This is a genomic window from Pseudomonas sp. Pf153 (assembly GCF_001269775.1).
Classification (GTDB): Bacteria; Pseudomonadota; Gammaproteobacteria; order Pseudomonadales; family Pseudomonadaceae; genus Aquipseudomonas; species Aquipseudomonas uvaldensis.
In genome coordinates this window covers 274,877-295,998 of record NZ_LHVL01000030.1, presented here as the reverse complement: position 1 = coordinate 295,998, position 21,122 = coordinate 274,877, and the positions used below count along the sequence as shown (strand labels likewise).

Sequence of the window (21,122 nt, the reverse complement as noted above, 5' to 3'; positions counted from 1 at the left end):
CGGGAGACCGGCATGTTTTATCGTGAAGCGGATCAGTTCACTACGCGTCATGCTCAGGATCGTCGTATCTCCGCCCTGCGCCAGCACCGCTACGGCTTTACGGCGCTAGGGGTGGCGGCGTTTTTCGTGATCCCATGGCTGGGCAACGACTATTGGTTCAGTGCGATTCTGATCCCGTTCCTGGTGCTGTCCCTAGCCGGATTGGGCCTGAATCTGTTGACCGGTTATGCCGGGCAGTTATCCCTCGGCTCGGCATCGTTCATGGCGGTGGGCGCTTTTGCCACCTACAACCTCGAAGTGCGGGTTGCCGCGTTGCCGCTGCTGCTCAGCATCACCCTGGGCGGACTGGCGGCGGCGCTGGTGTCGCTGTTGTCCGGCCTTCCAAGCCTGCGCATCAAGGGCTTCTATCTGCTGGTGTCCACGTTGGCGACGCAGTTCTTCGTGACTTGGACGCTGACCCGGTTCAGCTGGTTTTCAAACGACAGCGCTTCGGGCGTGATCAGTGCGCCGCGCCTGGACATCGCCGGCGTGAACCTGGATTCGCCGGTGGGGCGCTATCTGCTGACGCTCACGGTGGTCACCGCGTTGTGCTGGCTGGGCAAGAATCTGGTGCGCAGCGAGTTGGGGCGCAACTGGATGGCGGTGCGCGACATGGACACAGCGGCTGAGGTCATCGGCATCCCGCTGGCGAAAACCAAGTTGCTGGCCTTCGCCATCAGTGGTTTTTTCCTCGGTGTGGCCGGCGCTCTGTGGGCCTTTACCTATCTGGGCACGGTGGAGCCCCATGGCTTCGATCTCAATCGGTCGTTCCAGATCCTCTTCATCATCATTATCGGTGGCCTGGGCAGTCTGCTGGGCAATTTCCTCGGGGCGGCTTTCATCGTGCTGTTTCCGGTGCTGCTTTCGAACCTGGTGTCCCTGCTGCCCGGTGGGGTACTCGACGCCGGCCAGGTGGAGAACCTGCAGAAGATCATTTTCGGCGCACTGATCATTCTGTTCCTGATCAAGGAGCCAGAGGGCCTGGCGCGCCTCTGGCAGACATTTCGCGAGCGCGCACGGCAATGGCCACTGCGCTACTGGGCGAACCGCACGATGCGGCGTTGCACTTCCATTGCGTTGGCTTATCACTGGTTTCAGAACAAGGAAAAACCCGATGTTTAAACGATCATTCGCCAGCCGTCTGGCGCTGGCGGTCAGCCTGACCGTCGCAGCCTTTACTGTCCAGGCGGACAATGAACAGTATTTCCCCTTGCAAAGCTATCGCGTCGGCCCTTATGCAGCTGGCGGGACGGGGTTCTTCGGTGGTTTCATCGACTATCTCAAGTACGTCAACGCCAATGGCGGTGTGAATGGCATCAAGCTGACCTGGAGCGAGTGCGAGACCGAGTACGTGGTGGAAAAAGGCGTCGAGTGCTATGAGCGCCTGAAGAAAGGTTTGAACGGCGCCCCCGCAGCGGCCACCAATCCGTTGTCGGTAGGTATCGCCTACGCCACGCTGGAGCGTTCGACGGCCGACAAGTTGCCGCTGATCACCATCAACCACGGTCGCACCGACTCCACCGACGGCAGCGTGTTTCCCTATGTCTTCCCGTTGCAACTGAACCCGTATTCCGAGGTGTCGGCGATCATCAACTACATCGGCCAGCGCGCCGGCGGACTGGAAAAGCTCAAGGGCCAGAAGATCGTCACCCTGTATCATGGGTCGCCCTATGGCAAGGAAACCAATGAAGTCCTGCAGACCCTGGCCGACAAGTACGGCTTCACACTGACCTTGCTGGAGGTCCCGCATCCGGGCAACGAGCAGCAATCCCAATGGTTGAATATCCGGCGGGAGAAACCCGATTGGGTCATCCTGCGAGGGTGGGGCGTAATGAACCCGGTGGCGTTGAAGACTGCACAGAAAGTCGGCTTCCCGGCAGACCATATCATCGGCAACATCTGGAGCAATTCCGAGGATGATGCCGCGCCGGCCGGTGCGGCGGCCAAGGGATTCATCGCGATCACCACCCATCCTTCGGGCACCGATTTCCCGGTATTGCAAGGCATCAAGCAGCAGGTGGTCGATGCCGGCAAGGGCGACCTGGCCGATCCCAAGCGCTTTGGTACCGTGTATTACAACCTCGGCGTGGTCAACGGCATCCTCAACGTCGAAGCCGTGCGCATTGCCCAGCAGAAGTTCGGCAAACAGCCGCTGACCGGGGAGCAGGTGCGTTGGGGCTTCGAACATCTCAAGCTCGAGGATGCCCGGCTCAAGGAGCTCGGCGCCTTGGGGCTGGTGCAGCCGCTGCAGTTATCATGCTCGGACCATGAAGGCGGTGGCGCGGTGCGCTTCCAGCAATGGGACGGCACGCAGTGGAAACTGATCAGCGATTGGGTACAGGCCGACCGCGCATTGTTGCGACCGATCATCGAAGCGTCCTCCCACCAGTACGCCCGGGAAAAAGGCATTGTCCCGCGCGACTGCACCCGGGAATCCTGAGGCATCCGGGTGAACCGGGCGCGAAAGCGTCCCGGTCGCCCTCTTAAGAGGCGAGACAGCATGACGGATGTGCCGATCCTGCAAATCGACGATATCGAGGTTCTCTACGAGCAGACAATCCTGGCTGTACGCGGCGTTTCGCTGGAGGTGGCGAGGGGGCAGGTCGTGGTGCTGTTGGGGGCCAACGGCGCGGGCAAAAGCACCACGTTAAAAGCGGCGTCCAATCTCGTTCGGGCCGAGCGGGGTGAAGTGGTCAGGGGACGGGTTTTCTATCAGGGAAGGGAGGCTACTCGCAGTGCGCCCCATACCTTGGCGGCCGGGGGGTTGGTGCAAGTGCTGGAGGGCCGGCACTGCTTCGCCCAGTTGACCGTGGAGGAAAACCTGTTGACTGGCGCCTTTGCACGGCAGGTTTCGCGGCGTCAGCTATTGGCCGATCTGGAAGTGGTCTATGGGTATTTCCCTCGCCTGAAACTGCGGCGCAAGAGCCTGGCCGGCTACACCTCCGGGGGAGAACAACAGATGATCGCCATTGGCCGTGCGCTGATGGCCCGGCCGCATTTGGTATTGCTGGACGAACCGTCGATGGGCTTGGCGCCGCAGATCGTCGAGGAAATCTTCGACATCGTTCGCCAACTCAATCGGCACGACGGCGTCAGCTTCCTGATCGCCGAGCAGAACATCAACATTGCACTGCGATACGCCCACTACGGGTATGTGTTGGAAAGCGGTCGCGTGGTCAGTGAGGGCAGCGCCGGGCAACTGGCGGCCCGGGGTGATCTCCAGGATTTTTACCTGGGGGCGAAGAATGTTGCGGTGGGCGGTTAAACCCTGTGGCGACTAGGTTGAAAGATTGATGACCTGGCCGTCCCGTGTGCTCAACGCGGGCCGACGTTTGTTCACCACCAGCTCGCCGATCCTGATCAGCAGCGTGCGGGTGACATTGCGGCTCAGGCCCAGCAGGCTGGCGGTGTGCACCTGGTTGAAGTTGGCGTAGCGATAAGCGGCGCGCAGCAACTGCGCCTCGACTTTTTCATACAAGTCGCCGTCCTCCCGTTCGAGCAACTGCTCGAAGGCTTTTTGCAGCAAGGCGTCGGCGTTCTGGGGGACGCAGGATTGCGGATCCTGTTGACGGTCGATGCGCAAGTTGGACAGGTGCAGGTCCTGTACGCCAATCACGTTGTTGCGGCAGATCAGCAAGGTGTGATGGATGACGTTTTCCAGCTCGCGGATGTTGCCCGGCCAGGAGTAGTCAAGCAATTTGCGTTGTGCCTGGGCATCCAGCGTGACTTCGCCGTGGCCGAGCCTGCGGCTGTATTCGGCGATGAAATGACGGATCAGCGGCAGGATGTCGCCGGGCCGCTCGCGAAGAGGCTTGAGCACCAGGCTGACCACATTGAGACGGTAATAGAGGTCTTCGCGAAAGTGCCCGGCATTGATGGCTTTTTCCAGTTGCACGTTGGTGGCGGCCAGCACGCGGACGTTGATCCTGATGCTCTTGCGCGAGCCCAGTCGCACCACTTCACGTTCCTGCAACACCCTGAGCAGTTTGACCTGGATCGGCAGGGGCAAATCACCGATTTCATCCAGGAACAACGTGCCGCCGTCGGCTTCCTCGAACCAGCCAGCCTTGGCCGTCAGCGCACCTGTGAAAGCGCCTTTCTCGTGGCCGAACAACTCAGCCTCTACCAGCGTCTCGGAAAACGCCCCGCAGTTCACCGCGATGAACGGTTTGTCGCGGCGAGCGCTGAGGTTGTGCACATGCCGCGCCACCAATTCCTTTCCGGTACCGGTCTGGCCGATAATCAGCACGCTGGCATCGCTGGGCGCCACTTGTTGCAAATGGGCCAGCAGGGCACGAGACGATGCGTCTTCGAAGACCTGGGCCGTTGCACGTATTGAAGTGGCCAGGCCGGGAGATGGGGGTAGGGTAAGGAGCTGCATGACGGTGGCCTATGGATGAGTTCGCTGGGTGTGAGAGCCCTCAGGCTTAAGGTTTAATCTAAGTGATCTAAAAAACATAAAACAAATAACTTTGGGTTATTTGCTTAAGTCTTTGGAGGGGCCGGTTGGGTCAGTTTGCATCAATATCCAACGGACGGATGCCATCGCGGGCAAGCCCTGCTGTCGTTATCCCCCCACCCGAATCCGCGGCGTTACCGACATGCCCACCCGAAGTCGTTCCATCATCGGCTGATCAGCATCGAGGCGAATGCGCACCGGCAGGCGCTGGACGATCTTGGTGAAGTTGCCCGTGGCGTTGTGTGGAGCGATGGCGGAATAGCTTACGCCGCTGGCCGGGCCGAGGCTTTGAACGGTGCCTTTGAACGTGGCACCCGGCAGGGCGTCGACGTCGATGTTCACGGGTTGGCCGGCAGCTACGCGCGCCAGTTGGGTTTCGCGGAAATTGGCGGTGACGTAGACCGCGTCGAGGGGAACGATCGCCAGCAAGGGGCTGCCGGTGTTGACGAACGCGCCGACACGCACGGCTTTCTGTCCGACGGTGCCGCTGATCGGTGCCGTGATGCGGGTATAGGAGAGCTTCAGCTCGGCAATGGCTTGGGCGGCCTCGGCGTGGGCCAGGCCCGCCTGGGCTTTTTCCAGATCGGCCTTGAGAATGTCCACGTGCTGCCTGGCCGCTTGCAAACCCGCCTGACTCCGGTCCCGTCCGGCCAGTTGTACGCTCAACTGCGCTTCGGCCTGTTGCCGAGCCTGCACCGTGCCTGAACCGTCGGCAGCGAGGTTGCGATAGCGCGCCTGATTGACCATGGCCAACTTGAGCGCGGCCTCGTCCGCGGCCACCACCGCCTGGGCCTGGCGGATGGCGGTGTTCTGTTGGATGAGGTGGGCTCGCAGGCTGGCGATGCTGGCCCGGGCGCTGGCGACCTGGGCTTTCGCCGCGTTCACCGCCGCCACGAAATCCCGATCATCGAGGGTTGCGAGCAGGTCGCCTTGCTGCACTCGCTGGTTATCTTCCACCAGCACGTTCTGCACCGTGCCCGACACCTGCGGCGCTACGGTGGTGAAGTCCGCCAGGACGTAGGCATCGTCCGTGGACTGGACCGCCGCGCTGGATTCGGGGCGATTGAAATAGACGACGGCGCCGATGCCCACTGCGAGCAGCACGGCACTGATGATCTGGGCTTTCTTCGGTAAGGCCATGATGGTCACCCATGGGAGGACGAGGAGGGCGCGTGCGGCGTGGGCGCTGGGATGTAGGCCAGGCGCAGCACGAGGGGGATCAGGAGCAGCGCGAGCAGGCCGAGCACGCGATAGGCATCGGCAATGGACAGCACCAGCGCTTGTTGGCTGACGATGCCCGCCAGCCCTGCTGGCGTGGGTACGGATGCCAGAGCCGCGTGATCGAGCAACATCTCTGCCTGGAAGCGGCCTCGTATGGTCATCAGCTGCCCGACCAGTGCTGCGCCGAGCAGCGAGCCGAAGGCGCGCAGGGTGTTGATGGTGCCCGACACATAAGGGCCTTCGGGGGGCTGCACCACGCTGGTGATCAGGAACAGCATCGACACCACGGCCATCGGCTGCCCGAAGGCCTGTAGCGTCTGCACCATGACGAACTGGTCGCGGTTCCAGTCGGCGGTCAACTGCGCACCGCCAAGGCACGCCAGGGCGATCAGCACCAGACCAAGCGAAAACACATGGCGCGCATCGACCCATTTGCGGTAGAGCAACAGTGCCACCAACGGCCCCAGCAGCAACTGCGGCAGCGCCACGATCAGTCCGATGGAGGCCATCTGCAAAGGGCGGTAGTTCTGCAGCGGAGCGAGGTAGCTGGCGGGCAACAGCGAGCTGGACATCAGCACCACCAAAAGCGAGACGAACAGGATGCAGCCCAGCCCCAGGTTACGGCGTCTCAGAATCTGCAACTTGATGAACGGCGTGGGGTGATACCACTCGGTCAGCAGATAGATCGCCAGCAGGGCCAGGCCCGCCACCAGGGACGAAGCGATCAAGGGCGAGTGGAACCAGTCCAGCCGCACGCCCTGATCCAGCGCGACGGTGATCAGGCCGAGCGCCGGTACCCCGAAAAACAGGCCTGTCCAATTTGCCTGCTTAAAACGTGGTGTCTGGATCGGTTCCCGCTCCAGCCCCCAGGCGATCAAGCCGGCGGCCAGCGTTGCAAGAGGGATGATTTGCCAATAGACCCAGCGCCAATCCTGCAGCCCATCGGTCCAGTATCCGGCCAGCCAGATAGACAGGTTGGGGGCAAACGTTGCGGTCATCGCATACAGCGCCAGCCCGTAAAGGCGTATGGGCGGCGGCAGGAATTTCAATGCCGCCATCATCAGCAATGGAATGGTCGTGCCGCAGGCGATGCCCTGTACGAAGCGCAACGTCAGCAGCAGCTCCAGCATGTGGATGAAGGGCAAGATCAAGGCGAGCAGACTGCAACCGGCGAGCATCCACAGTTCCAGGCGACGCACCGAGAGCGTGATAGCGAACCAGGCCGAAAAGGGCATGGCGATCAGCTCTCCGGCATTGTACGCGGTGCTGAGCCAGGAGCCATCGTCGAAACCCAGCCCCATGGCGCCCCGGATATCCGCCGCCGCGAGGGCGCCGACCCGGGTGTTCAAGCCCGCCATCATAGCCGCAAGGAAGATGCCGAGCAGGCCCACCAGTGGGCGGATCGCAGACCGGGCCTGAGGCGCTACACGGTCGGCTGCATCGGCTGGCGACACGGCGACGACGTTCATCGCCGGATCTCCGGATCCCAGCCACCACCCAGGGACTTGTAGAGGTTGACCACAGTGAGCGTGGCATCGGTCGCACTGTTGTTGAGAAGGGTCTGGCTGGCCAACAGGTTGCGCTGGGCGGTGAGCACGCTCAGATAGTCCGCTGCCCCTTGCTGGTAGCCGCGCTCGGCCGCGCGCAGGGCCAGCTGATTCTGTTCGTAGGACACCTGCAATTCTTCATGCTCGCGCTGTCGGGCGGCCCAGGCGTCCAGGGCATTGTCCACTTCATGCCAGGCGCTCAGCACCGTTTGCCGATAGACCAGCGCGGCGGTCTTTTGCCGGGACTCATTGAGGGCCAGGCGCTGGGTCAAACGACCGCCCTGAAAAATCGGCAGGTAAACCGTCGGGCCGATGGAAAAGAAACGCGAATCCCAACTGCTCAGGTCGCCGCTGTTGAAAGCCTCCACACCGACGCGTCCCTTCAGGCCGATGCGCGGGTAAAAATCGGCCTTGGCAACGCCGATGGCGGCCGTGGCGGCATGCAGTTGTGCTTCGGCTCGCAGGATGTCCGGACGCCGGCGTGCCAGTTCGGACGGGACACCGAGCGGCACGCGAGTGGGCAGCGAAGGCAAGGGCAGGACTTCACGCAGTTGAGCGTCGAGCGCACGGGGCTGTTCGCCCAGCAGCAATGCCAGCGCGTTCATCCGGGTGTTGCGACGCTGGGACAAATCGGGCAGCAGGGCCTTGACCGTCGCCAGTTGTGCGCGAGCGGAGGCGGTTTCGAAGCGTGTCGCCACGCCGTTGCGTTCACGACTTTCGGCCAAGCCCAGGGTGCGCTCGGCAACCGCCAGATTTTGTCGGGCAATGTCCAGTTGCGCCTGGGTGCCGCGCAATTGCAGGTAAGTTCGCGCCACCTCCGCCGACAACGCCACCCGTGCGGCTTCGCGGTCATACACCGTTGCTTCCAGGCCCGCGGCAGCGCCCTCGCGCTCACGTCGGGCGCGGCCCCACAAGTCGATCTCCCAACTGGCGTCAAAGCCGAATTGCCAGAAATTCTGCGGCGCCGTGGGGGCGCCCAACGCTGCAAACTTGCCGTTTTCGCTGAGGGCTTCACGGGTGTAGCTGGCTTCGGCGCCCACGGTGGGCAGTAGTTGTGACGCTACGATGCCCAACTGCGCCCGGCTTTGCTCAATGCGCTCGGAAGCCATCTGAATATCGAGGTTGCCGCTCTGCGCCCGCGATTGCAGTTGGATCAGCGTCGGGTCGTTGAATAACGCCCACCAGTGGGCCGGTACCGAGGAGTCGGATGTGGGGATCGCACTGACCTGTTCTGCCCGAGGTGCCAGTTGCAGCGCGTCGAGACCGCTTGCAGGAGCCGTGAAGTCGGGTCCGACCATGCAGCCGGCCAGGGAGAATACGCCCATGATGACCAGGTTGAAGGTTTTCCAGGCTCGCTGGGGTCGTTCGAAACAGCCTGACATAGCCCGTTCCCCATCAGTTTCGGCGATGGGTTCAGGATAAGAGCGGGACCTTTCGTACGCACTTCTACATCGGTTCAGCGCAGCCATACATCAGTGGCGGGGATTTATACGAAGGTATGAGGGGCTGAAAAAACAGTGCCTCAAGGTTCCTGGGCCAGGGCGGTTTCGATGCAGCGCAACAGCCGTTCGGCGTCACAGGGTTTGGGCAGGCACGCGACCAGTCCTGGCGTGTCGGCGCCCAGGTGAGCCACTTTGCCCGGGTAGGCGGTGATGAGAATGGTGGGGATGCGCAGGCCCATCGCACCCAAATGTTCATGCAGCTCCACGCCGCTCATTCCCGGCATCTGCACATCGGACACCAGGCAGTGGGTCACGGCGGGAGAATGTGTGTCGAGGAATTCCAAGGCGTTGCAGTAGGTGAGCACTTCATATCCGCTGGACCGCAACAAGCTCTTGAGGGCCGCCCGAACGGATTCGTCATCATCGACGACAGCAATGGTCTTGGTTTTGCGGATATGGGTACCTGGCATAGGGGTCGCTCGTGGCAGCGCCTGTCGTGACTACACCATACGCGCTCTCGCGAGAGGCAAAAGTATACCTGCGTATAACCTGTTAAGACCTAAGATTCGGGCTCGAGGTCGCCCAATAAAATCGCTGGGAAGGGCTTTGACCAAAGGATAATCTACAAGGCGGTCACACGACCGTACCGGTGGAAACAACATGCAAATACTCTGGGACGATGGCGAGCGTATCTTCTGTCGGCAAACCCGTTCGGGTGCCGACGGGCAGGGACCGGTCCTGGTTGCCCGACCTGCCGGCGAGCAACCACGCCCCGGCTGCCTCGGGCGTCTGGCTCACGAGTTCGGCCTCAAGGACGAACTGGACGGCAGCTGGTCGGTACGGCCGGTGGCAATGTTGCGCGAAGGCGGCCAGGTGCAGTTGGTGCTTGAGGACCCCGGCGGCGTCCCACTTTCGCAGTTACTGATCGCGCCGATGGAAACGGCCACGTTCCTGCGCCTTGCAGTGAGCATCGCGGTGGCCTTGGGCAAGCTGCATCAGAGCGGTCTCGTTCACAAGGACATCAAGCCCAGCCATATCCTGGTGAATTGTTGCGATGGTCAGGCCCGGCTCACCGGTTTCGGCCTCGCTTCACGGTTGCCACGGGAACGCCAGGCGCCGGAGACGCTGGCCGGCACGCTCGCCTATATGGCGCCCGAGCAGACCGGCAGGATGAACCGCTCGATCGATTCACGCAGCGACCTTTATTCTTTCGGCGTCACGCTTTACCAGATGCTGACCGGCTCGTTGCCGTACAACGCGGCGGACCCGATCGAGTGGGTGCACTGCCACATTGCCAAGAAGGCCCTGTCGCCCCGCGAGCGGATCGGGACCGTGCCCGATGTGCTGTCACGCCTGGTCATGAAGCTGCTCGCCAAGACCGCCGAGGAACGCTACCAGACGGCCGCCAGTGTCGAGCATGATCTGCGCCGATGCCTGGAGGACTGGCAGCAGCGTTGCGAGATCAATGACTTTGCCTTGGCCGAACAGGGCACCTCGGACCGGTTGCTGATCCCCGAAAAGCTCTACGGCCGTGAGCAGGAAGTGGAGGCCCTGGTCGGCGCGTTTTCCCGGATCGTCAACAGCAGCGCACCGGAGCTGGTGTTGGTCAGCGGTTATTCGGGCATCGGCAAGTCTTCGGTGGTCAACGAACTGCACAAATCGCTGGTGCCGCCGCGCGGGCTCTTCGCCAGTGGCAAGTTCGATCAATACCGCCGCGATGTTCCGTATTCGACGCTGGTACAGGCCTTCCAGAGCCTGGTTCGCACCCTGCTGGGCAAAAGTGACACAGAATTGGCGAGCTGGCGCGAGGCCCTGCTCCATGCGCTGGACGCCAACGCACGGCTCATGACCGACCTTATTCCCGAGCTCAAACTTATCATCGGCGAGCCGCCGGTGGTGCCGGTACTCGACCCGCAACAGGAGCAACGTCGCTTCCTGCTGGTGTTCCGCCGTTTCATCGGCGTGTTCGCCCGTGAAGACCATCCGCTGGCCTTGTTCCTCGACGACCTGCAATGGCTCGACGCCGCGACCCTCGACCTGCTGGAAGACCTGTTGACCAGCACCGACGTGCGGCACCTGATGCTGGTCGGCGCCTACCGCAGCAACGAGGTGGACGTCAGTCACCCGTTGGCCTCCAAGCTCAGGGCCATCCGGAGCGCGGGAGGGAAGGTCAGCGAAATCATCCTCAAGCCCCTGGCGAAGGTGCATGTCGAACAACTGATTGCCGAGGCGCTCCACGACGACCTCGCCCGCATCGAACCCCTGGCGCAGCTGGTGCTGGATAAAACCGCGGGCAACCCGTTCTTCGTCATCCAGTTCTTGCAGGCCCTCGCCGAGGAACGACTGCTGACCTTCGATCATGGGGCTCGGCAATGGTGGTGGGACCCGGATCGGATCCACGCCAAGGGCTATACCGACAACATCGTCGACCTGATGGTCGGCAAACTTGTACGCTTGCCGCCGCGGACGCAACAGGCCCTGCAGCAGTTGGCGTGCCTGGGAAACGTCGCCAGTTCCAAAACGCTTTCGAAGGTGCTGGGTCTCCTCAAGACCGAGGTCAAGGCGGTGCTATGGGAGGCGATCCGCCAGGAAATGATCGAGCGGTTGGACGGTACCTACCGCTTCGTCCATGACCGTATCCATGAGGCGGCTTATTCGCTGATACCCATGGACGATCGCGCCGAGGCTCATCTGCGTATCGGGCGCCTGCTCGCCGCGCAGACGCCCGAGCAGGCGCGGGAGGAGGCGATCTTCGAAATCGTCGGCCAGCTCAATCGCGGCGCCGCCTTGATCAGCGACCCGGACGAGCGTGAGCAACTGGCGCACTTCAATCTGATTGCCGGCCAGCGGGCGAAGGCGTCGACGGCCTATGCTTCGGCGCTCAGCTACCTTGCCGCCGGGATGCGTTTGCTGGACGACGATTGCTGGACCCGCCGGCATGGGCTGATCTTCGCGCTGGCCTTGAGTCGGGCCGAGTGCGAACTCCTGACCGGCCAGCTCAGCGTCGCCGACCAGTGCCTGACGGTATTGGCGGATCGCGCCGAAACCGTGATCGAACGGGCCAGCGTTGCCTGTCTGTTGATGGATGTCTACCTGCTGCAGGACCGTAGCGACGGCGCGGTGGCGGTTTGCCTGGATTACCTGCGACACGTGGGCATCGAGTGGTCGGCTCATCCGAGCGACGTCCAAGTGCGCGAGGAATACGAGCGCATCGGCTCGTTGCTCGGCGGGCGGGCCATCGAAGACCTCATCGATCTGCCGCTGATGGAGGACCCGACGTCCCTCATGACCGCCAACGCCTTGGGCAAGCTTTTCGCACCGGCCTTGCAGAGCGACGCGAACCTGGCGGACTTGCTGATCTGCAAGGCGGTCAACCTGAGCCTGGAGCGGGGTAACTGCGATGCCTCCTGTGTGCTCTATGCCAATTTCTTCAGGGTGGCCGGCCGGCGGTTCGGCGACTACCAAATGGGGTTCCGGTTTGGCCAGCTCGGTTGCGACCTGGTCGAACAACGTGGCCTGACACGATTCGAGGCCAGTACCTACCTTTGTTTTTCCTGTTTTGCCGTGCGCTGGATGAAACCGGTGACGCAATGTCGCGACTTGTTACGCCGTTCCTTCGCGGCGGCGAACCGGATCGGCGATCTGCCCTATGGCGCCTATGCGGGCAATAACCTCACCGCCGACCTGTTGCTGGCGGGCGAGCCTCTGCTCGATGTTCAAGGGGAAGCCGAGCGCGGCCTGGCGTATGCCAGGAAGGTGCGCTTCGGGTTGGTGACTGATTTCATCGTCACTCAATTGACCCTGATCCGTATGCTGCGGGGAACGACGCACACCTTTGGACGTCTGGACGACGGCGAGGTTGACGAGTCGGCCACCGAGGCGCATTTATCCGCCAACCCGGATCTGGTCCTGGCCGAATGCTTGTACTGGGTTCGCAAGTTGCAGGCGCGCTTCCTGGCCGGTGAGCCTGAAGCGGCCCTGCAAGCAGCGACTCGGGCCCAGGGGTTGCTCTGGGTCTGCCAGGCCTTCTGCGAAGAAGCCGAATATCACTTTTATGGAGCGCTGGCACGGGCTGCTCGCTGCGATGGCCTGCCGGTGGGCGATCATGATCAGCACTTGAGCGCAATGGCGGCTTCGCACCAATGGCTCAAGACCTGGGCGCAGCAATGTCCCGAGAATTTCGCCTGTCGCGCTGCTCTGGTTGGTGCTGAAATAGCTCGCGTCGAGGGCCGGGTCATCGAGGCTGAGATGCTCTATGAAGAAGCCTTGCATAGCGCCCGGCAGAGCGGTTTTGTTCATGTCGAGGCGCTGGCCAATGAACTCGCCTCTCGTTTCTACGCGGCGCGCGGTTTTGCCAGGATCGCTCGCGTCTACATGCAGGACGCCCGTTATGGCTATCTGCGTTGGGGCGCTGACGGCAAGGTACGGCAGCTGGAGAACGAGTGTCCGTTCTTGAGGGCCGAGGAACCGGTGCTCGGTCCGACGACCACCATGACGACGCCGGTCGAGCACCTGGACCTGGCGACCGTACTGAAGGTGTCCCAGGCCGTGTCGGGGGAAATCCTGCTGGACAGACTCATCGACACCATCATGGGCACGGCGATCGAACAGGCCGGTGCCGAGCGCGGGGTGTTGATCCTGTCGGATGCCGGCGGACCACGGATCGTCGCCCAGGTGAGCTCGGGGGGCGACGCAACGCAAGTGCGGGATACGCCGATCAGCGCGGCGCGGCTGCCGGAGTCGATTCTTTACCATGTCCTGCGTACCCGGGAGAGCGTCGTGCTTGATGACGCCGTGGCCGAAAAGGCGTTCGCCACGGACCCCTATGTCCGTCAGCAGCGCGCCCGTTCGATTCTCTGCCTGCCATTGATGAACCAGGCCAAGCTGGTGGGCGCGCTTTATCTTGAAAACAATCTTGCCGCCCATGTGTTCAGTCCGGCTCGGATCGCCGTGCTGAAACTGGTGGCGTCCCAGGCTGCCATTTCCCTGGAGAACGCCCGGCTGTACCGCGAGGTCGCCGAACGTGAAGCGAAGGTTCGGCGCCTGGTGGATGCCAACATCATCGGGATCCTCGTCTGGAGCGCCGACGGTGACATCATCGAAGCCAACGATGCATTCCTGCGCATGTTGGGCTACGAGCGCGCCGACCTTGCCGGCGGCCGCCTGCGCTGGCGAGACCTGACGGTGCCGGAGTTCCGCGAACTCAGCGACCGCTCTCTGGCCCAGGCACTGCTGACCGGACATGCCCGGCCCTATGAGAAGGAATATTTCAGGAAAGACGGCAGTCACCTACCGGTCATCGTGGGCTTGGCCCTGTTCGAGGCCGGCAGCCGGGAAGGGGTCGCTTTCGTACTGGATCTGACCGAGCGCCGGCAGGCGGAAGAGAGAATCCGCGAGAGCGAACGGCGGTATCGCGAGGTGCAAACCGAACTGGCCCATGCCAACCGCGTGGCGACCATGGGCCAGTTGGTGGCTTCGATTGCCCATGAAGTCAACCAGCCGATTGCCGCGGCCATTCTCAATGCCAACGCCGCGTTGCGCTGGCTGAATGCCCAACCGCCGGAAATCGAAGAGGTCCGGCAGGTGCTCGACCGGCTAATCAACGATGCCAACCGGGCGGCGGACGTGTTGGGTCGGATTCGCGGCCATATTCGCAAGGCGCCGCCGGAAAAAGGGCCGGTGGATATCAATGCAGCTATCGCTGAAATGATCGAGTTCACGCGGGGTCAGATCCTCAAGAGTGGCGCCCGCATCGACGTGCAACTCATGGAAGGTTTGCCCCTCATCGAGGGCGACCGCGTCGAGCTGCAACAGGTGCTGCTCAACCTGATCATGAACGCGTTGGAAGCCATGGCTGGCGTCGGCGAGGGCGAACGGCACCTGGTCATCTGTACGATGCCAGGCGAGGAGGGCAGTATCCTGGTGAGCGTCAGCGATTCGGGACCTGGGTTCGCGACGCCAAGCACCGATTTGGTGTTCACCTCGTTCTACACCACCAAGCCCACGGGCCTGGGGTTGGGATTGTCGATCTGTCGCTCGATCATCGAGGCCCACGGCGGCTGCCTGAGTGCTGGCGCCAATCAACCTCGCGGCGCCACGGTTCGCTTCACGCTGCCTATCGCACAACGGTGAATGTGCTCCCACAGGTACCGGATGCCTGTTTAATACTTAAGTTTAAAAATCGCATATCAATCGATCATGCGAAACAGGCGCAGGTACAAATGAAGTGCGGTGAACCCGGCGATATATTCCGTAGCAAGCACTGCGGAGTACCTGTCATGAATTACTTGACCTCCATGGCTGATGTTTCACTCAAACCGGTTAATCCCGAACAGCCCGCAGACCAGGTGCCGATTGGCGCTCACCTGGTCAGCCCGCGGCGGTTCTACCTGCACCACGGGATCTACCTGGGCGGTGCACAGGTGGCCCATTACTCGGGATTCAGCAGTACGTTCAGGTCGGGCCCGATCGAGGTGATCGATCTTGAGCATTTCGCCAGCGGCAAGCCGGTCTGGATCCTTCAGGAACCCTGCAACTATTCCAACGAAGAGGTGGCACGTCGGGCGCGCTCGAGGCTGGGTGAAAACCGTTATCACGTGTTTTCCAATAACTGCGAGCACTTCTGCAGTTGGTGCGTCAGTGGCAGAAGCTACAGCGCGCAAGTCAGCGCCTGGTTCCATCGTCCCGGTGAATTGTTGGCGTTGATTGCGGCGTTGCGGCCCTACTTCATTGCGTAGTCTTGGATGAAGCTTTCCGGGCGGGCCCCTGTGCTACACTTTTTTCCCTGTCCATTCCAAGAGGATCGCGCATGAGCGGCAATGTCTCATCCCATGAACGGGGCAACAAAGGTTCCATTGTGTTCGTGGTGGATGACGATGCCTCCATTCGCGATGCACTGAGTAACCTCTTGCGCTCTGTCGGGAACCACGTCGAGACGTTTGCTTCCACGGCGGAATTTCTCCGGCAACCGAAGGCTGACTGCGCCAGTTGCCTGATTCTCGATGTGCGGCTGCAAGGCAGCAGCGGTCTGGATTTCCAGAACCAATTGGCCGCCTCGGACGCCAATATCCCCATTATTTTCATCACCGGCCACGGTGACATCGAAATGTCCGTCAAGGCGATGAAGGCTGGCGCCGTGGACTTCCTGGCCAAGCCGTTCCGCGAACAGGATCTGTTGGATGCGGTGAGCGCCGCGCTCCAGGCCGATATCAAGCGTCGGGAAACCGAGCAGCAATTGGCGGACCTGCACGCCCATTACCAGACACTGACCGCTCGCGAAAAAGAGGTGATGGCGTTCGCCGCCCAGGGCCTGATGAACAAGCAGATTGCCGGGCAGATGAACCTGAGCGAAATCACCGTGAAGATCCATCGAGCCCATGCAATGAAGAAAATGCATGCCAAGTCTTTTGCGGACCTGGTGCGAATGGCCGAGTCCTTGGGCGCGACACGACTAAAGCCTTGAACGTTTTCACATAACCTGTTGGAGCACGCCTGCTCGCGATGGCGGTGAGGCAGCCCCACACATGGCCAAATGCTACGCCGGAAATGGCGAGATCAGGCAAAAAAAGAGCGCATACAGGCAGCACGACCGACCGGTCAGGCGGGTAACGTGGCGGACGGTTTCGTCCCTGCGTCGGTGCCTCGGTACGTTTCAAGCAATCACAAAAGAGAATAAGAAAATGACCAGCCCCAGTTTCAAGGATTCGAACGGCCATCTGGCACAGGGCTTCAAGCCTCGACACGTCACCATGTTGTCCATCGCCGGGATTATCGGCGCCGGTCTGTTCGTCGGCTCGGGGCATGCCATTGCGGCGGCGGGGCCGGCGGTGCTGCTGGCCTATCTGTTTTCCGGCCTGCTGGTGGTGCTGGTGATGCGGATGCTCGGGGAAATGGCGGTGGCCCGCCCGGACACCGGCTCTTTCTCCACCTACGCCGACCAGGCCATCGGACGTTGGGCGGGCTTTACCATCGGGTGGCTCTACTGGTGGTTCTGGGTGCTGGTGATACCCATCGAGGCGCTGGCCGCCGGGCATGTATTGAATCAATGGTTTCCCTCCATCGACGCCTGGTTCTTCGCCTCGGTATCGATTGTTGCCCTGGCCGTGACCAACCTGTTCAGCGTGTCCAAGTACGGTGAGTTCGAATTCTGGTTCGCCATGGCCAAGGTCGTGGCGATCATCGGTTTCATTTCCCTGGGGTTCGCGGTCCTGATGGGCTGGATTCCCGAGCGGGAAGCCAGCGGTCTGAGTCGCCTGATGCAAGAGCATGGCGGTTTCGCACCCAATGGCTTGTCGGCGGTAGTCGGTGCCTTCATCACCATCATGTTCAGCTTCATCGGGACAGAAGCCGTGACTATCGCGGCGGCGGAATCCGATAACCCCGCCCAGAATATCGCCAAGGCAACGCGCTCGGTGATCTGGCGCATCGGCGTGTTCTACCTGCTGTCGATCTTCGTGGTCATTTCCGTGGTGCCCTGGAACGATCCGCTCCTGGCTTCAGTGGGTTCCTACCAGCGTGCGCTGGAATTGATGAACATTCCCCACGCCAAGTTCATGGTGGATGCGGTGGTGTTGATTGCAGTGGCCAGTTGCATGAACTCCTCGATCTACATTGCTTCGCGCATGTTGTATTCCCTCGCACGACGTGGCGATGCACCAAAATCGTTGAAAGTGACATCGTCGGCGGGCGTGCCAAGGGCTGCCGTGATCGCCAGTACTGTGCTGGGGGCGGGTATCACCTTGTTCAGCTATTTCATGCCCGCCGGGCTGTTCCAGTTTCTGCTCGCCAGTTCCGGCGCCATCGCCTTGCTGGTGTATCTGGTGATCGCTATCTCGCAACTGCGCATGCGCCGGATGCTGCGTCGCCAGAACGTTGAGCTGACCTTTCGCATGTGGCTGTTTCCCTGGTTGACCTGGGTGGTGATCGCGTTCATCTCGGCGGCTCTGGCGGTCATGATGATCACGCCCGAGCACCGTAGCGAAGTGAGTTCCACCCTGGGTCTGGCGCTGATCATTTCCTTCATCGGGCTGGTGACGTCGCGTCAGCACTCCCCAGTGAAGGGAGCGGTTACCCTGGGTTCGTAGTCATGCTGCAAGGGGCCCTGTCGAGGTGCTGACAGGGTCTCGATCCTTCCTGCTGTTTCAAGCCTGAAACAGCTTCTCCGGTGTCTGGCATCCGCCTGTCACCCGCCTCGAAACCCCACCTGTCGAACCGGCACTAACTCGCGGCGGCGTTGTCAGTAATGGGCGCCTGTGGTGCTCGCCTTCGGGCAAATAACTCGCGATGGATTGCGTCCTGGACCGACTATTCCTTTGGCGGGTTGCCACTCTATGGCTTTGCTACTCGATCCGCGTCATGACATCGATGCCGCCTTGTTGAGCTATCGCAAGGTGTTCTGGGCGCTGGCGCTGTTCAGCGGTGTGATCAATCTGCTGGTGCTGGTGCCATCGCTCTACATGATGCAGGTCTATGACCGTGTCCTGACCAGTCGCAACGAAACCACCTTGTTCATGCTGACCCTGATCGCCCTGGGGCTGTTCATGTTCAGTGCCCTGATCGAGTGGGTGCGCGGCGAGGTGATGATCCGCATGAGCGCTGGGTTGGACGAGGCCTTGGGCGAGCGGATTTTCGACGCCGCGTTCGCCCGCAGCCTGCGCGAACACAACGCCAACCCGGCCCAGGTGCTCACGGATCTGGCCACGCTGCGGCAATTGATTACCGGCCAGGGCCTGATCGCCTTGCTCGATGCGCCGTGGCTGCCGATTTTCCTGTTGGTGGCGTTCATCTTCCATCCCTGGTTCGGTGTGTTGACGCTGGTGCTCGCGCTGGTGCTCATCGGTCTGGCGTTGTGGGGTGAGTTGGCGACTCGGGGGCGCCTGGGTGAAGCCAACCGGCTGGGCGTGCAGTCGGCCGCTTACGTCAACAGCACGCTGCACAATGCCGAGGTCATCCAGGCCCTGGGTATGCTCGGGTCATTGCGCCAACGCTGGAGCCTGTTGCAGCAGCGCATCATTGCCGCCCAGGCCCATGCCAGCGACCGCAGTGCCCGTATCACCTCGACAACCCGTTTCGTACGTATCTCCGGGCAGTCCCTGGCCCTGGGCCTGGGGGCGTTGCTGGTGCTCGAAGGCCAGCTTTCGGCGGGCATGATGATCGCCATGTCGCTGCTGCTGGGACGAGCCCTGGCGCCGGTGGAAATCGCCATCGGTTCGTGGAAGCAATTCAATGCCGGCCGCCAGAGCTATCAGCGTCTGAGCCAGTTGCTGGCCCAGCATCCCCGCGAACGCCTGCGCATGCCGTTGCCGCCGCCCACCGGCGCGGTGCGCCTGGAGCAGCTGTATGTCGGCCCGCCCGGTTCGACACAGCCGATATTGCGAGGGATCAACTTCAGCCTGAACAAGGGTGAAGTGCTGGCGGTCGTCGGTCCCAGCGCCAGCGGCAAGTCGACCCTGGCCAGGGCGCTGGTCGGCGTATGGCCGCCCCTGGGGGGATCGGTGCGCCTGGACAACGCCGAGATCAGCCAATGGTCCCACGATGCCCTCGGCCCGCACCTGGGCTACCTGCCTCAAGACATCGAACTGTTCGATGGCAGCGTGGCCGACAACATCGCCCGCTTCGGCGAGCAGGACGCCGACAAGATCATTGCCGCCAGCCGTCACGCCGGTATCCACGAAATGATCCTGAGGTTCCCCCTGGGTTATGACACGCCGCTGGGTCCCGGCGGGCTTGGTTTGTCCGGTGGGCAAAAACAACGTCTCGGCCTGGCCCGCGCGCTTTATGGGCACCCGTCGCTGATCGTGCTCGACGAGCCCAACTCCAACCTCGACGAAGCCGGCGAACTGGCGCTGGTGCAGGCCATCAATGCGCTGAAAGCCGCTGGCAGCACCGTGGTGCTGATTACCCATCGACCGACCGTGCTGGCGGTGGTCGATCACATCCTGGTGCTCAAGGACGGCATGCAACAGGCGTTCGGCCCCCGGGACCGGGTGCTCAAGGCGCTGATGCCTGGGCCGCGGCCGACAGCAGTGAGGGAAGCGGGCGAAGATGCGTGACTTGACTCCGAATACACAAGCGTTCAGCGAGCAGGGGCTGAGCGTACGCAACGTCGCGGCACTGCCGGGCGCCAGCACCGATGCGAGCGGGGCTGCCCGTTATGGCGTGGGCTTCCTGGTCCTGGCTTTGGGCGGTGCGTTGCTTTGGGCCTGCCTGGCACCGCTGGACCAGGGCGTCGTCGGCAGCGGCACCGTGGTGGTGGCCGGCGAGCGCAAGGCGGTGCAGTCGTTGGTGGGCGGCGTGGTGGAGAAACTGCTGGTGAGCGATGGCGACCGCGTCAGCCAGGGGCAATTACTGGTGCAGCTCAACACCGTGCAGGCGCAGTCGCAGCTGGACGTGACCCTGGGCAAGCTGCTCAACGACCGTAGCATCGAGGCACGACTGATCGCCGAGCGCCTGGGCGCTGCCGAGATCCAGTGGCCCGCGCAATTGCTCGAACGCGCCGACGAGCCGCGGGTCAAGGCGGCCATGGCGTTGCAGAGCCAACTGTTCCTGACTCGCCGCGCTGAGTTGGGCAGCCGTTTGCAGATCATCGAGCATGAAGTGGCGGCGTTGCAGCAGCAGTTGCTCGGCTACGAAGGCGTCAAGCGCAACTACGATGCGCAGATGCGCTTCCAGCAACAGGAACTGGAGGGACTGCGGGACCTGGCGCGTGAGGGTTATGTACCGCGCAACAAACTCTTCGAGGCTGAACGCAATGCCGCGCAACTGGCTGGCCAGATTGCCTCCGGGGTCGGCGATATCGGCAGGACCCGGCAGGCGATCAACGAGAGCCGGCTCAAGGCGTTGCAGGCACAACAGGAGTTCCGGCGTGACGCCGAAACCCAGCTCAGCGAGGTGTCCGCCGAGGCGGCGGGGTATGCCGAGCAGATCCGCGCCTTGCAGTTCGAAGTCGACAACGGTGCCATCCGTGCGCCGGCGGCCGGGCAAGTGATGGACGTGAACATCCACACGGTCGGCGGCGTTGTCCAGGCCGGCCAGACCTTGATGCAAGTGGTGCCTCTGGATGCGCCCATGGCGATCACGGCGCGTTTCGAGCCGCTGATGGCCAACAAGTTGCGACCGGGGCTGCCGGTGCATGTGCATTTCACCGCCTTGCAACGTGTCGATACGCCAACGGTGACGGGCACGGTGAGTACGGTGTCGGCGGATCAGTTGATCGATGAGCAGACGCACCAGCCGTATTTCTCGGCCAAGGTGGAAATCGGCGCCGATACCGTTGCCGCGCTGCAGTCCGCCGGGTTGCTGGTGCGTCCCGGCATGCTGGCCGATGTCACGGTGGTGACGGGGGAACGCACGCTGATGAACTACTTGATGAAACCGTTGCGCGAACGCTTGCTGGCGGCTTTTAAAGAGGAATGA

General features: G+C 62.2%; 13 protein-coding genes and 1 pseudogene. 9 read left to right on the top strand and 5 right to left on the bottom strand.

The genetic code is table 11. The annotated features are described in order from the left end of the window. Nucleotides 1-12: 12 nt before the first annotated feature. From AD666_RS22430 to AD666_RS22420, 3 genes and pseudogenes are all read left to right on the top strand, one after another. A pseudogene (locus tag AD666_RS22430) lies at nt 13-1,077 on the top strand (branched-chain amino acid ABC transporter permease); the annotation flags it as partial. Between the two features lie 76 nt (nt 1,078-1,153). After that, nucleotides 1,154-2,479, top strand: a complete 1,326-nt coding sequence (locus AD666_RS22425) for an ABC transporter substrate-binding protein (RefSeq protein ID WP_053156975.1) — start codon at nt 1,154-1,156, stop codon at nt 2,477-2,479. A 60-nt stretch (nt 2,480-2,539) separates the two neighbouring features. Next, the gene (locus tag AD666_RS22420) at nt 2,540-3,304 is read left to right on the top strand and encodes an ABC transporter ATP-binding protein (RefSeq protein ID WP_053156972.1); all 765 of its coding nucleotides are present in this window, start codon (nt 2,540-2,542) and stop codon (nt 3,302-3,304) included. A gap of 12 nt (nt 3,305-3,316) precedes the next feature. Here AD666_RS22420 and AD666_RS22415 read toward each other — a convergent pair whose 3' ends face one another. The 5 genes from AD666_RS22415 to AD666_RS22395 form a co-directional block, all read right to left on the bottom strand. Beyond that, a complete protein-coding gene (locus AD666_RS22415) occupies nt 3,317-4,420 on the bottom strand; it encodes a sigma-54-dependent Fis family transcriptional regulator (protein WP_053156969.1) in 1,104 nt (367 codons plus the stop codon). Nucleotides 4,421-4,606: 186 nt separating this feature from the next. Beyond that, on the bottom strand, nt 4,607-5,638 hold the full coding sequence (locus AD666_RS22410) for an HlyD family secretion protein (RefSeq protein ID WP_053156966.1): 1,032 nt from the start codon (nt 5,636-5,638) through the stop codon (nt 4,607-4,609). Nucleotides 5,639-5,643: 5 nt separating this feature from the next. Beyond that, nucleotides 5,644-7,188: an MFS transporter gene (locus tag AD666_RS22405; RefSeq protein ID WP_082339907.1), complete on the bottom strand. Its 1,545-nt coding sequence runs from the start codon at nt 7,186-7,188 to the stop codon at nt 5,644-5,646. Then, nucleotides 7,185-8,648: an efflux transporter outer membrane subunit gene (locus tag AD666_RS22400; RefSeq protein WP_082339905.1), complete on the bottom strand. Its 1,464-nt coding sequence runs from the start codon at nt 8,646-8,648 to the stop codon at nt 7,185-7,187. Before AD666_RS22400 ends, AD666_RS22405 begins: the two co-directional genes overlap by 4 nt. A 140-nt stretch (nt 8,649-8,788) precedes the next feature. After that, on the bottom strand, nt 8,789-9,178 hold the full coding sequence (locus AD666_RS22395; RefSeq protein WP_053156961.1) for a response regulator transcription factor: 390 nt from the start codon (nt 9,176-9,178) through the stop codon (nt 8,789-8,791). Between the two features lie 190 nt (nt 9,179-9,368). Here AD666_RS22395 and AD666_RS22390 point away from each other — a divergent pair, with 190 nt between their 5' ends. The 6 genes from AD666_RS22390 (at nt 9,369) to AD666_RS22365 (ending at nt 21,122) form a co-directional block, all read left to right on the top strand. Next, entirely contained in the window at nt 9,369-14,840 is a 5,472-nt protein-coding gene (locus AD666_RS22390; protein ID WP_053156959.1) for a trifunctional serine/threonine-protein kinase/ATP-binding protein/sensor histidine kinase, read from the top strand. A 146-nt stretch (nt 14,841-14,986) separates the two neighbouring features. Next, on the top strand, nt 14,987-15,445 hold the full coding sequence (locus AD666_RS22385; protein ID WP_371259617.1) for a lecithin retinol acyltransferase family protein: 459 nt from the start codon (nt 14,987-14,989) through the stop codon (nt 15,443-15,445). Between the two features lie 71 nt (nt 15,446-15,516). Next, nucleotides 15,517-16,170, top strand: a complete 654-nt coding sequence (locus tag AD666_RS22380; protein ID WP_053156956.1) for a response regulator transcription factor — start codon at nt 15,517-15,519, stop codon at nt 16,168-16,170. A gap of 217 nt (nt 16,171-16,387) precedes the next feature. Beyond that, nucleotides 16,388-17,791 carry a GABA permease gene (gabP, locus tag AD666_RS22375; RefSeq protein WP_053156953.1) on the top strand — a complete coding sequence of 468 codons (1,404 nt, stop codon included), beginning with the start codon at nt 16,388-16,390 and terminating at the stop codon, nt 17,789-17,791. A gap of 246 nt (nt 17,792-18,037) precedes the next feature. After that, entirely contained in the window at nt 18,038-19,759 is a 1,722-nt protein-coding gene (locus tag AD666_RS22370) for a type I secretion system permease/ATPase (protein WP_053156950.1), read from the top strand. Continuing rightward, nucleotides 19,752-21,122, top strand: coding sequence for an HlyD family type I secretion periplasmic adaptor subunit (locus AD666_RS22365; protein WP_053156947.1), 1,371 nt, complete (start codon nt 19,752-19,754; stop codon nt 21,120-21,122). The genes AD666_RS22370 and AD666_RS22365 overlap by 8 nt, the downstream gene beginning before the upstream one ends.